Origin of the sequence: Gryllotalpicola koreensis (assembly GCF_039538185.1) — a bacterium.
GTDB classification, from domain to species: Bacteria; Actinomycetota; Actinomycetes; order Actinomycetales; family Microbacteriaceae; genus Gryllotalpicola; species Gryllotalpicola koreensis.
On the sequence record NZ_BAABBW010000001.1, the window covers coordinates 675,936 to 690,360 of the forward strand.

The window sequence follows — 14,425 nt, forward strand, 5'->3', positions numbered from 1 at the left end:
AGCTTTGCGCACATGAGCATCCCGAAGTCGCCGGACGAATTCCGCGACGCGCTTCGCCTCGAGGCGCGCGGCCTGGCCAAGCGGGCGATCAACGGCGTGCGGCTCACCTTCGGCATCGCCGGGGCGGTCGCCGTGATCGTCGGAGTGCTGCTGCTGGTCTGGCCGCAGCACACCATCCCGGTGCTGGCGTTCCTGTTCGGCATCTACCTCGTCATCACCGGCGGCGTGCGGCTCGCGCTCGGCATCTTCGGCCGCTCGCTGGGCACCGGCCACCGCGTGCTCAATGTGCTGCTCGGCACTCTGCTCGTCGTCGGCGGGGTGATCGCCCTGCGTGACGTGGCGATCGCCTCGGCGACGCTGCTGCTCATCATTGCGATCGTGGTCGGCGTCGGCTGGATCGTCGAGGGCATCATGGCCATCACCGAGTCCGGGGCGTCGCGCCGCCAGGGCTGGTCGGTCGCCTACGGCGTCATCAGCATCCTCGGTGGCGTCGCCGTGCTCGCCGTGCCCGGCTGGTCGGGATTCTGGCTGCTGATGGTCGCTGCCATCATCCTGATCATCCTGGGGCTGCTCGGCCTGATGCGCGCGTTCACCTTCGGCAGGGATGCGTTGAGCGCACTCTGACGCTCCCGACGCGCCCCGCCGCGCGGCTCGGGCGCACGACGCACGATCGGGCACATCCCTGCGGCGGATCAGGGTGACGAATCCTGCGTCGTGTGACGAACCGTGCGCTTACGCCTCGACCGACTCGATGACCGCGATGCCGCTGCCGCGCAGGCGGCGGCGCTCGTCGGCGAGGAATCCGAGCAGGCGGTCGCGGGTGCCGTGGCTGTGCGCGGTGACCAGTTTCACCGCGCGATCAGCATCTCGGGCGGCGACGGATGCCACGATCTCGAGGTGCTCCGCCCGGGCCGACTCGCGTGCCTGCGGCGCGCTCGCCGACAGCCAGCGCACCCGCAGCAGCCGGGTCAGCACCTGGCTCATGCCCTCGGTGAGGAACGGGTTGCGCGAGAGGCCGGCGAGGGCGACGTGGAAGTCGGTGCCGTCGCGCAGGGTGGCCTCGCCGGGCGCGGGGGCCTCAACGGCGGCATCCGTGTTCGTCCCGGTCTCGGAGTGCGCGTCGGCGATCAGCCGCAGCGCCGCGAGCTCGTCGGCGCCCGCGCGCTCGACCGCGAGTCGCACGGCGGCGGTCTCGAGCGCCTCGCGGTACTCCATGACGGCGCGCACCTCGGCGAGGTCGATGGGCGTGACCTGCCAGCCGCGGCCCGCGCGCTGCACGAGTCCGTCGGCCGCGAGTCGCATGAGCGCGGCGCGCACCGGGGTCCGCGAGCCGCCGGCGACCGCCTCGAGGCCGCGCTCGCTGAGCCGCTCGCCCGGCGCGAGCTCGAAGGAGAGGATCGCGGAGCGCAGCGCGGTGTAGGCCCCACCCGTCTGATCGGCCTGATCGCTCATTTCGCGCTTCTCCGTTCATCGTGCAAGCATTGGTATACCGGAATGGTATCCCGAAATACGAGGAGAAGGAATGAGCGACACCGAGCGCACCCCGACGGCGGCATGGAGGATGCTCGCGCTCGGCGTGCTCGCCCAGGCGGCCGGCACCCTGCTTGTCTCGACGCCCGCCTACCTGATCCCGCTGCTGCACGTGCAGCGGGGCATCCCGCTCGCTCAGGCCGGCCTGCTCGCCTCGGCGCCCACCTTCGGAATGGTGCTGACCCTCGTCGCCTGGGGCGCGCTCGCCGACCGCTACGGGGAGCGCTGGGTGATCGCCGGCGGCCTCGCCCTGACGGCGGCGTTCGCGCTGGTGGCGGTGGCCGCGAGCGGATTCGTCGGGCTCGGACTGCTCCTGCTGCTCGGCGGCGCCGCCTCGGCGAGCACGAACGCGGCCAGCGGCCGCGTGGTCGTCGGATGGTTCCCCCGGTCGCGGCGCGGGCTCGCGATGGGCATCCGTCAGATGTCCCAGCCGCTCGGCGTGGCCGCCGCAGCCGTCTCGGTCCCGCCGCTCGCCGACCGTTTCGGGCCCGGCGGGCCGCTGCTGCTCGCCGGAGTCGTGCTCGCGGTGCTCGCCGTGCTGTGCGCGATCGGCATCGCGAACCCGCCGCGGCCGGCGGCGCGCGCGGCGGCTTCCGAGGCGCCCGCCAACCCGTATCGGGCGAGCGGATTCCTGTGGCGCATCCACCTCGTCTCGGTGCTGCTCGTCGTGCCGCAGTTCACGCTGTCGATCTTCGGGCTGGTCTGGCTCATCACCCAGCTGCACTGGAGTGCGACCGCCGCCGGCATCGTGATCGGCGTCTCGCAGTTCGTCGGGGCGATCGGGCGCATCGTGATCGGCTCCTGGTCTGACCGGGTCGGCTCGCGGGTGCGGGTGCTGAGGTGGGTCGCGATCAGCGGGGTCGTCGTGATGGGGGCGCTCGCCCTGACCGGCGTCGTGGAGTGGGCGGCGGCCGCCGCCGTCGTGCTGATCGTCGCGACCACGGTGAGCGTCGCCGACAACGGACTCTCCTTCACCTCGGTCGCCGAGGCGGCCGGCCCGCAGTGGTCGGGCCGCGCGCTGGGGCTGCAGAACACGGGGCAGTTCCTCGCGGCATCCGCCGTCGGGCCCGGAATCGGGGCGCTGATCACGGTCGTCGGCTACCCGATCGCCTTCGCGCTGGTGGCGGTCGCCCCGCTGCTGTCGATCCCGCTAGTGCCTGCCCGCGACCGGCACTGGACTCCGCGCTCAGGGTGACGACCCAGTGGGTCGTCGCGCGCGGAGTCCCGAGCGAGCTGTGCTCGCGAGGCCCGTGAATCACGTCGCCGCGCTACAGTTGCGGAGCCCCGCGCCCCTCGCCGCTGCCGCGCGGTTCCGTAGCTGTAGCGCGGCTGAGGGTGACGTCTGTCGTCGAGACCGGGTGTCACGCCTCGCGTTGCATGAGGCCGGCGGGCCACGACATCCGCTCTGCGTAGCTGTGGTCGCGCTCGAGCATGCAGTCGCACGGCGTCAGCAGCACCTCGCCGGTGCGCGCGTGCGTGAGGATCTCGGCGTGCCACGGTGCGGTGAGGTGCAGCGCCTTGCGGTCGTTGTCGACGAGGGCGGTCGTCGCCGGCGAGTCGACGCGGCGGGATGCGGGGTGCGCGGACAGTGTCGTCGAAGTCAGTGCCGTCAGCGGCACGCTCACGATGCTCATGCCTCATAACGACCCTGGCGTGCGCGAATCGTGACGCGTGCGCTGCTCGGATCCGCAGTGCGCTGCCCGGATCCGAGCAGCGCACTGCGGATCGCAGCAGCGCAACCAGCGCAGGCGGCGGGCGGCGGGGTGGCGGGCGGCGGGGCGGCGCGCACCGCGAGTTGCGTGGTTGCGCAAGAAATTGCAGAGTTCTTGCATGTCGAAGAGGCTCGCAGAGGTCGCGAAGAAGGTCGGTGTCTCCGAGGCGACGGTCAGCCGCGTGCTGAACGGCAAGCCGGGGGTGAGCGAGGCCACTCGCCAGCAGGTGCTCACCGCGCTCGACGTGCTCGGCTACGAGCGCCCGACGAAGCTGCGCGGCCAGCGCGCCCGGCTGGTGGGCCTCGTGCTGCCCGAGCTGCAGAACCCGATCTTCCCCGCCTTCGCCGACATCATGGGCGGCGCGCTCGCCCAGAACGGCTACACCCCCGTGCTCTGCACGCAGACCGCGGGCGGCGTGAGCGAGGCCGACTACGTCGACCTGCTGCTGCAGCAGCAGGTATCGGGAGTCGTGTTCGCGGGCGGCCTCTACACGCAGGCGGCCGCGAATCACGCACACTACGACAAGCTGCGCGAGGTCGCCCTGCCGACGGTGCTCGTGTCGGCGCCGGTCGACGGGCTCGGCTTCCCGACGGTGTCGTGCGATGACTGGGCCGCGACCGACATGGCCGTGAACCACCTGATCCAGCTGGGCCACACCCGCATCGGCTTCGCCTTCGGGCCGACCGATCACATGCCGTCGCGACGCAAGGCCGAGGCGGCGCAGCGCGCGATGACGGATGCCGGTCTCGAGCTCCCCACCGAGCGCATGATCCGCTCGCTGTACTCGGTCGAGGCCGGGCAGGCCGCGGGCGCCCGGCTGATCCGGGCGGGGGTCACGGCGATCGTGTGCGCGAGCGACCCCATCGCGCTCGGCGTGATCCGTGCCGCGCGCAAGGCCGGGCTCTCCGTGCCGGGCGACCTGTCGGTCATCGGCTACGACGACTCGGCGCTCATGGGCAGCATCGAGCCGCCGCTGACGACCGTGCGGCAGCCGATCGACCTCATGGGAAAGATGGCGCTCGAGCTGCTGCTCGGCCAGATGACGGGCGTCGCCGGCGACGTCGACGAGTTCCTGTTCGAGCCGGAGCTCGTGGTGCGGTCATCGACGGGGCCCGCGCCGAAGGCGCCGCGGAAGGCATCCGTCACCCGGTAAATCGCGCAAGCGCAGCGCAAGCCTGCGCCAAAAAGTTACGTTCTTGCGTCATCTTGTCAAGTTATCTACGTTGATGACCGTGAACGAGCAGAGCAGCCCGCTCGCGCAGACCCTTGCGCCGGCGCCCCTCGCGCTGGACGACCCCGAGTGGTGGCGCAGCGCGGTCATCTACCAGATCTATCCGCGCAGCTTCGCGGACGGCAACGGGGACGGCATCGGCGACCTCGCCGGCGTGCGCGCGCACCTCGACTATCTGCAGCGCCTCGGCGTCGACGCGATCTGGTTCACCCCGTGGTACGCGTCGCCGCTCGCCGACGGGGGCTATGACGTCGCCGACTACCGGCGCATCCACCCGGCCTTCGGCACGCTCGAGGAGGCCGAGCGGCTCATCGCCGAGGCGCTCGAGCGCGGCATCCGCACCATCATCGACGTCGTCCCGAACCACATCTCAGCCCAGCACCCGTGGTTCCAGGCGGCGCTCGCCGCCGCGCCCGGCAGCGCAGAGCGCGCCCGCTTCTGGTTCCACCCCGGCAAGGGCGCGAACGGCGACGAGCCGCCCACGCACTGGCCGAACAACTTCGCGGGCGACACCTGGACCCGCACGACCAACGCAGACGGCACCCCTGGCGAGTGGTACCTGCACCTGTTCACGCCCGAGCAGCCCGACGTGAACTGGGCGAACCCCGACGTGCCGGCCGAGTTCCTCGACGTGCTGCGCTTCTGGTTCGACCGCGGCGTCGGCGGCATCCGCATCGACTCGGCGGCGCTGCTCATCAAGGACCCGGCGCTGCCGGAGGTGCCCGAGAACCCGGGGCCGGGCAAGCACCCCAACACCGACCGCGACGAGCTGCACGACGTCTACCGCTCGTGGCGCGCGCTCGCCGACTCCTACCCGGGCACGCGCGTGCTCGTGGGCGAGCTGTGGCTGCCCGACATCGATCGCTTCACGAAGTACCTGCGGCCCGACGAGCTGCACACGGCCTTCAACTTCGACTTCATGGCGCGGCCGTGGGATGCCCGCGAGCTGCGCGCCTCGATCGACCAGACGCTCACCGCCCATGCGCCGGTCGGCGCCCCCTCGACCTGGGTGCTCTCGAACCACGACGTCACCCGGCCGGTGACCAGGTACGGCCGCGAGGACAGCTCGTTCGCCTTCGCGAAGAAGCGCTTCGGCACGCCTGTCGACCTCGCCCTCGGGCTGCGCCGGGCGCGCGCTGCTGCGCTGCTGACGGCCGCCCTGCCGGGCTCGCTGTACCTCTACCAGGGCGACGAGCTCGGCCTGCCCGAGGTCGAGGACCTGCCCCTCGACCGGCTCGAGGACCCGATGCACTTCCGCTCCGGCGGCGTGGACCCCGGGCGGGACGGATGCCGCGTGCCGCTGCCCTGGTCGGGGGAATCCGCCCCCTTCGGCTTCGGCCCGGAGGGCGCGGCAGAGCCGTGGCTGCCCCAGCCCGCGGCCTGGGCGGCGCTCACCGTCGAGGCGCAGGAAGCCGACCCCGACTCGATGCTGAACCTCTATCGCGCGGCGCTCGCGCTGCGGCGCAGCGACCCCGATCTCGGCGACGGGTCGTTCGCGTGGCTCGAGGCGGCGGCAGGCGACGACGTGCTGGCATTCCGGCGCGGCAACGGATTCCTCAGCGTGACGAACCTCGGCAGGCATCCGTCTCACCTGCCCGCACACGACAAGGTGCTTCTCGCGAGCAGTCCGCTCGACGGCGGACTGCTGCCCCCCGACTCAACCGCATGGCTACGCATCAACAGCCTGTAATCACCACACACCACGAACAGTAAGGAACTGACAATGAAGTCACGGAAGGTCATCGCGGCGCTCGCGATCGCCGCCGTCGGCGTGGGCCTGCTCGCAGGCTGCTCGTCGTCGAGTGATGCGAGCGCCAAGGACGGCAAGGTGTACCTCACCGTCGCGCCGGTGCTGCCCGGCGCGACCGCCGACGCCCTCAAGGCGCTCAGCGACCGCGTCAAGGAGTTCGAGAAGGCGAACCCCGACATCATCGTGAAGCCCATCGAGTACCAGTGGACGGGCACCACCTTCGCCGCCGAGCTCGCGGGCGGCACCCTGCCCGACGTGTTCAACGTGCCGTTCACCGACTCGAAGACGCTCGCGAACAACGGCCAGCTGGCCGACATCACGGCCGACTTCAGGAAGACCTCGACGGCCGGCAAGTGGAACAAGAACGTGCTCGACGTGGCCACCGGCAAGGACGGGAAGATCTACGGCATCCCGTGGGGCCCGTACGCGATGGCGCTGTCGTACAACCGCGAGATCTTCACCAAGGCCGGGCTCGACCCCGACAAGCCGCCGACGACGCTCGACGAGATCGAGGCGGACGCGAAGACCATCGCCGAGAAGGTGCCGGGCACCGCGGGCTACATGCAGATGACCTCGGGGAACACCGGCGGTTGGGAGCTCGCGACCCTGACGAACTCGCTCGGCGGCCGCTTCGAGACCATCGGCAAGGACGGCAAGGTGACCGTCAAGACCGACAACCCGCAGACCAAGCAGGCGCTCGCGTGGCTCGCGAAGCTGCGCTGGGACGACAACGCCATGGGCTCGAACTTCCTGTTCGACTGGTCGGGCATCAACCAGGCGTTCGCCTCCGGTCAGGTCGCCATGTACATGAGCGGCTCCGACGTGATCGGCTCGCTCATGCAGGCGAACGGATTCGACCAGACGAAGTACGGGGTGACGACTTTCCCGCTGTCGGATTCCTCGGACGCCGGCATCCTGTCGGGCGGCAACGTCGACGTCGTGAACGTCAAGGACTCGCCCGCGCAGATCGCCGCCGCCGTCAAGTGGATCGACTTCTACCGCACGCAGCCGACGGTCGACAAGGCCGCCGCCATCAAGAACGCGCAGACCCTCAAGGCCGGCAACCAGGCCGTCAACGCGCCCACCCTTCCCGTGTTCGACAAGGCGACCTGGCAGCAGAACCAGAGCTGGATCGCGCCGTACGACAACATCCCCACCGCGAACCTGAAGCCGTTCACCGACGGCATCTTCGACCAGCAGATCGTGCCGGAGCCCTCCGCGCACACGCAGGATCTCTACGGCGCCCTCGACAGCGTCGTGCAGGCCGTGCTGACCAAGAAGAACGTCGACGTCGACGCGCAGCTGAAGGCCGTGGACCAGAAGATCCAGGCCCTCGTCGATGCTGACCAGGGCTGAGCTGACCGAGCAGGCAGCCGCGACGGGCCGGGCGGCCGTGAGCCGCCCGGCCGCCGAGCGCGTGCGCCCGCGCCGCACCCCGATCACGTGGGTGCGGCGCGGCGGGCTGTCGAAGCTCGTCTTCACGCTGCCGCTGCTCGTCGTCTTCGGCGTGTTCTCGTGGTGGCCCATCGCGCGCTCGGTCGTGATGAGCTTCCAGCGCACGAACCTCGTCACCGCGCCGCTCTTCGTCGGCTGGCAGAACTTCGAGTACGTCTTCCACGACCCGATCTTCTGGGTGGCCGTGCGCAACACCGGCTGGTTCGCGCTGCTCGCGCTCGTGTTCGGCTACCCGCTGCCGCTCGTGCTCGCGGTGATCATGAGCGAGGTGCGCCGCCTCAAGGGGCTCTTCAGTGTGCTCGCCTACCTGCCCGTCGTCATGCCGCCGGTCGTGTCGGTGCTGCTGTGGAAGTTCTTCTACGACGCCCGCGCCGAGGGGGTCTTCAACACGATCCTCGGCTGGGCCGGCATCCCACCCCAGCCCTGGATCCAGAGCACGGTCGCCGCGATGCCGTCGCTCGTGCTGCAGGCGACCTGGGCCGCCGCCGGCGGGACGATCATCATCTACCTCGCCGCCCTGACCAGCGTCGCCCCTGAGCTGTACGACGCCGCCGAGGTCGACGGCGCGGGCATCTGGGGGAAGATCTGGCACGTCACGCTGCCGCAGCTGCGCGGCATCCTGTTCATCACCCTCATCCTGCAGATCATCGGGACCGCGCAGGTGTTCCTGCAGCCGTTCCTCTTCACGAACGGCGGGCCGGTCGACTCGACGACCACGATCCTGCTGCTCGTCTACCGCTACGCCTTCACCAACAGCCTCGGCGGCAACTACGGCGCCGCGACCGCGCTGAGCCTGATGCTCGCCGTGTTCCTGGCCCTGATGTCGGTGCTGTACTTCCGCCTCACGCGCCGCTGGAGCGACGCGTGACGACCACCCGAACGGCCCACATGAGCACAGATCGCACCATCATCTCCGAGACCGACTGGAAGCGGCCGGCGGTACGGATCCCGACGACGGTGCTGCACGTCGTGTTGCTCCTGCTGCTGATCGTGGTCGGGCTCCTGCCGCTGCTGTGGCTCGCGAAGTCGGCGATCACACCCACGCAGGACACGCTGCAGCATCCGATGGCCCTGTTCCCGAACGGCTTCGCGTGGGCGAACCTCGCGCACGCGTGGAACGACGTGCACATCGGTACCTATTTCGTGAACACGATCTGGGTGACGGTCGGCGAATGGGCGGTGCAGCTCATCGTGGCGACGACCGGCGGCTACGCGCTCGCCGTGCTCAAGCCGGCCTACGCGAAGGTGATCTCGGGCCTCGTGCTCGCGACGCTGTTCGTGCCGGCCGTGGTGCTGCTCGTGCCGCTGTACCTCACGATCCTGCACCCGCCGCTCGTCGGCACCTCGCTGCTGAACACCTACTGGGCCGTGTGGCTTCCGGCCGGGGCATCCGCCTTCAACGTGCTGCTCGTGATGCGGTTCTTCCAGGGCCTGCCGACCGAGGTGTTCGAGGCGGCCGAGACCGACGGCGCCGGGCCGTTCCGGCTGTTCTGGTCGATCGTGCTGCCGATGTCGCGGCCCATCCTCGGGGTGGTGTCGGTGTTCGGGATCTCGGCGGCCTGGGCGGACTTCCTGTGGCCGATGCTCGTGCTGCCGAACCAGCAGATCCAGCCGCTGTCGGTGCGCCTTCCCGCGATCGCCTCGCAGACCGACCTCGGCGTGTACCTCGCGGCCCTCGCGATCGCCTCGCTCATCCCCGTCGTGATCTTCCTGTGCTTCCAGCGCACCTTCCTGCGCGGCGGCGGCCTGGGCGGTGCGGTGAAGGGGTGACGCGGTGTCGGGCGTTGTCGAGCCCGTTCGCACGCGCGGCTCGGATCCGCAGTGCGTGACTCGGATCCGGGCAGCGCATTGCGGATCGCAGCAGCGCAACCGACGGCCTAGAGCGGACGGGGGAGAGAACGGATGCCGGAACTGCGGCACGATGGAGGGGTGGCACTGTTCCGGAAGAAGCGGAGGGATCTGGGGCGCTTCGTTCCCCCGGAGCCCGAACCGCTCGCGCCGCTCGACGACGTCGTCGAGGACGCGCTGAAGATCGCGTACCACGGCGTGCGCATGGCGGTGAAGAACCACCTGATCGTGAACGCCCTGCGCGACGGGAAGCCGTTCGACGAGGCCGAGCTTGAGGAGTTCGCCCGGGGCGAGTACCACGAGCTCGCCGAGACCAATCGCGACGCCGCGGTGCGCGCGCAGAAGGACCTCGACCGCGACGAGTCGACCACGGGCGGCCGCATCTTCCCCGGCGGCAAGCCGGTCGTGATCGAGCCCGACCACCGGCGCAAGCCGCAGGCGCTGCGGGCGGTCGCGGAGGCCTATGAGACGACCGCCGTCGAGCACGAGGCGCTGCGGAAGCTGGTCGACGAGGCGAAGGCCGCCGCGTGGGACGAGATCGGCGGCACGCTCGCCGCCCGCCTCGCGGCACCGCGCGTCGACGACGACCCCGACTACGCGGCGTTCCGCGAGGAGCGCATCGCGCGCCTCATCGACGAGGACCTCGCGGCGCTGCGCGCGCGGCAGCCCGCCACCGATTAGTTCCCGTTCCCGACAGCTGCGCCTCGGGCCGCGGGCGCGAACGTCCGGAACGGGAACTAGTTCCTCGGGGGCGGCTGGTGCGTGATCGGCGGCCGCCGACCGGGGATCGTCGGGAACATGCCCGTGTGGCCGAGGCGCTCCTCGGCGATCGCCATGATGCGGTCGCGCTGCAGGTACCAGCCGAGGATCAGCAGCGGGATGATCACGATGAGCCCCGCGATCGTGTACGTGCCCGTCGGGTAGTCGAACGCCATCAGCACGAGCACGGCGACGAGGAACGCGAGCGTGAGCCACGCGGTGAACGGCGCGCCGAAGAGGCGGAAGTGGGGGCGCTCCATCTGCCCGGCATCCGCCCGCCGCTTCAATGCCATCTGGCACAGGATGATCGTTCCCCAGCTCGAGATGATGCCAAGCGCCGAGACGTTGAGCACGATCTCGAACGCCTGCGCGGGCACGACCAGGTTGAGGCCGACACCGAGCAGCGCGACGCAGAACGTCAGCACGATGCCGCCCCACGGCACGCCGCGCGCGTTCATCACACCGGTGAAGCGAGGGGATGCCCCGGACTGCGCCATCGAGTGCAGGATGCGCCCGGTCGAGTAGAGGCCGGCGTTCAGCGACGACAGCGCTGCGGTGAGCACGACGAAGTTCATCAGATTGCCCGCGATCGCACCGACCTCGGGGTTGCCGATGTGCGAGAAGAAGGTGACGAAAGGGCTCTCGTCGGCGCTGTACATCGTGTAGGGCAGCAGCAGCGCGAGCAGGAAGATCGAGCCGCAGTAGAACACCGCGATGCGGAAGATCACCGAGTTCACGGCGCGCGGCATGACCTTGTGCGGCTCGGGGGTCTCGCCCGCGGCCGTGCCGACGAGCTCGACTCCGGCGTATGCGAACACGACGCCCTGCACGACGATGACGGCCGCGATGATCGTTCCGATGCCGTGCGGCAGCAGGCCGCCGTGGTCGGCGAGCATTCCGAAGCCGGTCGCGCCGGCCGAGGTCGGGAAGCGGAAGGCGAGGAAGATCGCGCCGATGACGAGGAACGCGATGAGCGCGGTCACCTTGACCAGGGCGAACCAGAACTCCATCTCGCCGAAGACCTTCACCGAGATCAGGTTCGCGCCGAGCACCACGGCGAGGGCGATCAGCGCGATGAGCCACTGCGGTGCCGCCGAGAACGCCGACCAGTACTTGACGTAGACGGCGATGGCTGTGGAGTCGACGATTCCGGTCATCGCCCAGTTGAGGAAGTACATCCACCCGGCGACATAGGCCGCCTTCTCGCCGTAGAACTCGCGCGCGTAGCTCACGAACGATCCGGACGACGGGCGGTGCAGCACCAGCTCGCCGAGGGCGCGCAGGATGAGGAAGGCGAAGAAGCCACAGATCGCGTAGACGAAGATCAGGATCGGGCCGGAGGTGTGCAGCCGGCCGCCCGCACCGAGGAAGAGACCCGTTCCGATCGCACCGCCGATCGCGATCATCTGCAGCTGCCGGGCGCCGAGGCCCTTGTGGTAGCCGGCCTGCTCGTGGCTGAAGTCCTCGACGGCGGCGATCCGGTCGCCGAACAGCTCGAGCCTGTTCTCCTTCGTGTCGGCGATGTCGTACTCGGCCGGCGACGTGTCGCGCGGGCTGTGCGGGTCTTGCGGTGCTGAAGGCATGTGGTCCCCTCTCCCTGCCTGAGGAGACCAGCTTGGCGTGCGAGTGGGCGACTTCGACAGGCATCCGTCGCAAAAGCAAAGATTCTTGCCTTAGCGGAATATCCGAGATGTGGATGGGTTAAAGCCACCATCGTTGCTTTTGGATCGGAGCATGTGATGACCTCAGAACTCGCGCTGACGGCGGCGCCCCGCGCCGCCCGCCTGCCGCGCACGGCCGCCTTCGCGGCTTCGGCTGCCGCCTTCGCAAGCCTGTATCTCGCGGCCGGCGCCCCCACCCCGTTACTCGTCGTCTACCAGCGCGAGTGGGGCTTCCCTGAGTGGGCGCTCACCGTGGCTTTCGCAGCGTACTCGGGTGGCCTGCTCGCAGCGCTGCTCGTGGTCGGCTCCCTCTCCGACCGACTCGGCCGCCGGCCCGTCGTCACCGCTGCGCTCGTGCTCGAGGTCGTCGCCATGCTGATGTTCTTCGGCGCCACGGGCATCGGCTGGGTGATCGCGGCCCGCATCGTGCAGGGCGTCGCGACCGGTGCGGCGACCAGCGCCTTCTCGGCCTGGATCGTCGAGCTCGCCCCCGAGAGCCGGAAGCGCCTCGGAGCGCTGCTCGCCTCGCTCGCGCCGGCCGCGGGTCTCGGCCTCGGAGCGCTGCTGACCGGCGCGGCCGTGCAGCTCACCGCGCATGCCTCGCAGATCGTGTTCGGCGCGCTCGCCTTGATCATGGTGTTCGGCGCGCTCGCCGCGACACTCGCCCCTGAGACGGCAGCCCGCGAGCGCTTCACGTGGCGCTCGCTCGCGCCGCGGGTCTCAGTGCCAGGAGCGGCACGGCGCGAGTTCGCCGGCGCGATCCCGGTGCACATCGCCACCTGGATGGTCGCCGGACTGTTCTTCGGCCTCGTGCCCACCGTGCTCGGAGCGGTATTCCACTCGCGAAGCGGCCTGCTCAGCGGAGCCACGACCTTCGCAGAGCCGGCCGCGGCGACCATCGCAGGGTACCTGCTCGGTCGGTTCCTGCCGCGCCGCGCGGTGCTGATCGGCACGTCGGCGCTTGCCGTCGGCGCCGCTCTGATCGCGGTCGGCATCGTGCAGGCCGACTACGTGCTGCTGGTCAGTGGCGGAGCCGTCGCCGGCGTCGGCTTCGGCACGTCGTTCTCCGGCGCGCTGCGCGGGGTCCTGCCGCTCGCCCGACCGGACGAGCGCGCGGGTCTCTCGGCCGCGGTCTACGTGGTCGCGTACCTCTCGTTCGGTGTTCCCGCCATCATCGCCGGTCAGGTCGTCGGGGCATTCGGGCTGCGGCCCGTGGCTGTCGGCTACGCAGTGGCGATCGTGGTCGCGGCGGCGATCGGATTCTTGCTGCAGTGGCGTCTGGCGCGGGCAGCCATCAGGGCCTGAAGCGAGGTTCGGCATTAGCATGACTGGCATGTCGGCGAGACCCACCCGCCCCGGGGGCCGTAGCGCGGCCGTCGTCGCGGCTGTGAAGGCGGCCGTCGAGGAGCTGATCGAGGAGCGTGGGCGGGCAGCCATCACGATCCCGATGGTGGCCGAGCGCGCGGGCGTGAACCCGACGAGCGTGTACCGCCGCTGGGGCGACCTGCAGACGATGATCAACGACATCGCGACCTACCGCCTCGACCCGAAGCGACCGCTGCCCGACACCTCTGACCTCCGCCGTGATCTCGAGCTGTGGGCCGAGGAATTCGTCACGCACTACTCCCAGCCCGTGAACGCGGCGCTGCTGCGTGCCGGCGCCGCGACCGCCGGCGAGGTCGAGAGCGACTGCCTGCGCAACCGCCGCATCGAGGCGAGCTTGCTGCTCGAGCGCGCGCCGGACTCCTTCGGCCTCGACCCCGACCAGGTGATCGACTTCGTGATCGCGCCGATCATCTACCGCATCATCTTCTCGCCGTGGACCGTCGACGAGACGACCGCGCCGCGGCTTGTAGGCCGGCTGTTCGAGCGGGTGCCGGTCTAGGCGGTTCTCACGGCGTCCAGCACGGATGCCTCGACCGAGTCGAGCGGCACGATGCTGTGCTGGGCACGGCAGAGGACGACCGCCCCCTCGGAGCCCGCGATCATGAGCGTCGCGATTCCGCGGGCGGCGGATGCCGGGATGCCACCAGCCTCGAGCAGCTCCGCGAGCTTCGCGCCCCAGTCGCGGAACACCGCGCCGGCGCCCGAGATCAGCTCGCCGGACCCGGCCGCGACCGTCACTGCAGCCACCGAGCAGCCTGCGCCGAACTCGGTGCCGAGCAGCAGCCGGCGCCAGCCGTCGAAGAAGGCGGCGACGATCTGGAAGGCGTCTTGCCCGCGCAGCAGCTCCAGCGCCGCGAGCTGCCGCGAGCTCGCGAGGGCGATGGCCTCGGCCAGCAACTGCTCCTTACCACCGGGGAAATGGTGGTAGATCGAGCCGCGCGGGGCGCCGGAGGCCTCGATCAGCTCGGAGAACGAGGCCCCCATGCCTTTGCGGGCGAGCAAGCGGATCGTTCCGTCGAGCATGCGGGAGCGGGCATCCGTCGTCATCTCGGCATCCTCTCTTGACTATGACGATCATCATAATCTAGCTTGA

14 protein-coding genes are annotated in these 14,425 nt (G+C 70.2%); 10 read left to right on the forward strand and 4 right to left on the reverse strand.

The genetic code is table 11. The features are described 5' to 3' along the window. Nucleotides 1-12: 12 nt before the first annotated feature. Nucleotides 13-624: an HdeD family acid-resistance protein gene (locus tag ABD708_RS03245; protein WP_344751843.1), complete on the forward strand. Its 612-nt coding sequence runs from the start codon at nt 13-15 to the stop codon at nt 622-624. 108 nt (nt 625-732) lie between these two features. On the opposite strand, the gene ABD708_RS03250 is transcribed toward ABD708_RS03245, so the two are convergent. Next, a complete protein-coding gene (locus ABD708_RS03250) occupies nt 733-1,452 on the reverse strand; it encodes a GntR family transcriptional regulator (RefSeq protein WP_344751844.1) in 720 nt (239 codons plus the stop codon). Nucleotides 1,453-1,522: 70 nt separating this feature from the next. On the opposite strand from ABD708_RS03250, the gene ABD708_RS03255 reads away from it, so the two are divergent. Further along, nucleotides 1,523-2,725 (forward strand): MFS transporter, encoded by a 1,203-nt coding sequence (locus ABD708_RS03255; RefSeq protein ID WP_344751845.1) that lies wholly within the window; start codon nt 1,523-1,525, stop codon nt 2,723-2,725. A gap of 166 nt (nt 2,726-2,891) precedes the next feature. On the opposite strand, the gene ABD708_RS03260 is transcribed toward ABD708_RS03255, so the two are convergent. Beyond that, on the reverse strand, nt 2,892-3,164 hold the full coding sequence (locus tag ABD708_RS03260) for a hypothetical protein (protein ID WP_344751846.1): 273 nt from the start codon (nt 3,162-3,164) through the stop codon (nt 2,892-2,894). 196 nt (nt 3,165-3,360) lie between these two features. Between ABD708_RS03260 and ABD708_RS03265 the strand changes: the two genes are divergently transcribed. From ABD708_RS03265 to ABD708_RS03290, 6 genes are all read left to right on the forward strand, one after another. Continuing rightward, nucleotides 3,361-4,395: a LacI family DNA-binding transcriptional regulator gene (locus ABD708_RS03265; RefSeq protein WP_344751847.1), complete on the forward strand. Its 1,035-nt coding sequence runs from the start codon at nt 3,361-3,363 to the stop codon at nt 4,393-4,395. Nucleotides 4,396-4,468: 73 nt separating this feature from the next. Next, entirely contained in the window at nt 4,469-6,163 is a 1,695-nt protein-coding gene (locus ABD708_RS03270; RefSeq protein WP_344751848.1) for a glycoside hydrolase family 13 protein, read from the forward strand. 33 nt (nt 6,164-6,196) lie between these two features. Then, entirely contained in the window at nt 6,197-7,579 is a 1,383-nt protein-coding gene (locus ABD708_RS03275; RefSeq protein ID WP_344751849.1) for an ABC transporter substrate-binding protein, read from the forward strand. Beyond that, nucleotides 7,563-8,546 (forward strand): carbohydrate ABC transporter permease, encoded by a 984-nt coding sequence (locus ABD708_RS03280; RefSeq protein ID WP_344751850.1) that lies wholly within the window; start codon nt 7,563-7,565, stop codon nt 8,544-8,546. The genes ABD708_RS03275 and ABD708_RS03280 overlap by 17 nt, the downstream gene beginning before the upstream one ends. A gap of 20 nt (nt 8,547-8,566) precedes the next feature. Beyond that, a complete protein-coding gene (locus ABD708_RS03285) occupies nt 8,567-9,448 on the forward strand; it encodes a carbohydrate ABC transporter permease (RefSeq protein WP_344752174.1) in 882 nt (293 codons plus the stop codon). Nucleotides 9,449-9,607: 159 nt separating this feature from the next. Next, nucleotides 9,608-10,207, forward strand: a complete 600-nt coding sequence (locus ABD708_RS03290) for a hypothetical protein (RefSeq protein WP_344751851.1) — start codon at nt 9,608-9,610, stop codon at nt 10,205-10,207. Nucleotides 10,208-10,263: 56 nt separating this feature from the next. On the opposite strand, the gene ABD708_RS03295 is transcribed toward ABD708_RS03290, so the two are convergent. Further along, the gene (locus ABD708_RS03295; protein WP_344751852.1) at nt 10,264-11,868 is read right to left on the reverse strand and encodes an amino acid permease; all 1,605 of its coding nucleotides are present in this window, start codon (nt 11,866-11,868) and stop codon (nt 10,264-10,266) included. Between the two features lie 156 nt (nt 11,869-12,024). Between ABD708_RS03295 and ABD708_RS03300 the strand changes: the two genes are divergently transcribed. Together ABD708_RS03300 and ABD708_RS03305 are read left to right on the forward strand one after the other, a co-directional pair. Beyond that, nucleotides 12,025-13,251, forward strand: coding sequence for an MFS transporter (locus tag ABD708_RS03300; protein WP_344751853.1), 1,227 nt, complete (start codon nt 12,025-12,027; stop codon nt 13,249-13,251). 28 nt (nt 13,252-13,279) lie between these two features. Then, nucleotides 13,280-13,831: a TetR/AcrR family transcriptional regulator gene (locus tag ABD708_RS03305; RefSeq protein WP_344751854.1), complete on the forward strand. Its 552-nt coding sequence runs from the start codon at nt 13,280-13,282 to the stop codon at nt 13,829-13,831. On the opposite strand, the gene ABD708_RS03310 is transcribed toward ABD708_RS03305, so the two are convergent. After that, nucleotides 13,828-14,379 (reverse strand): TetR/AcrR family transcriptional regulator, encoded by a 552-nt coding sequence (locus ABD708_RS03310; protein WP_344751855.1) that lies wholly within the window; start codon nt 14,377-14,379, stop codon nt 13,828-13,830. The two genes, ABD708_RS03305 and ABD708_RS03310, sit on opposite strands and share 4 nt — an antisense overlap. Nucleotides 14,380-14,425 lie beyond the last annotated feature (46 nt).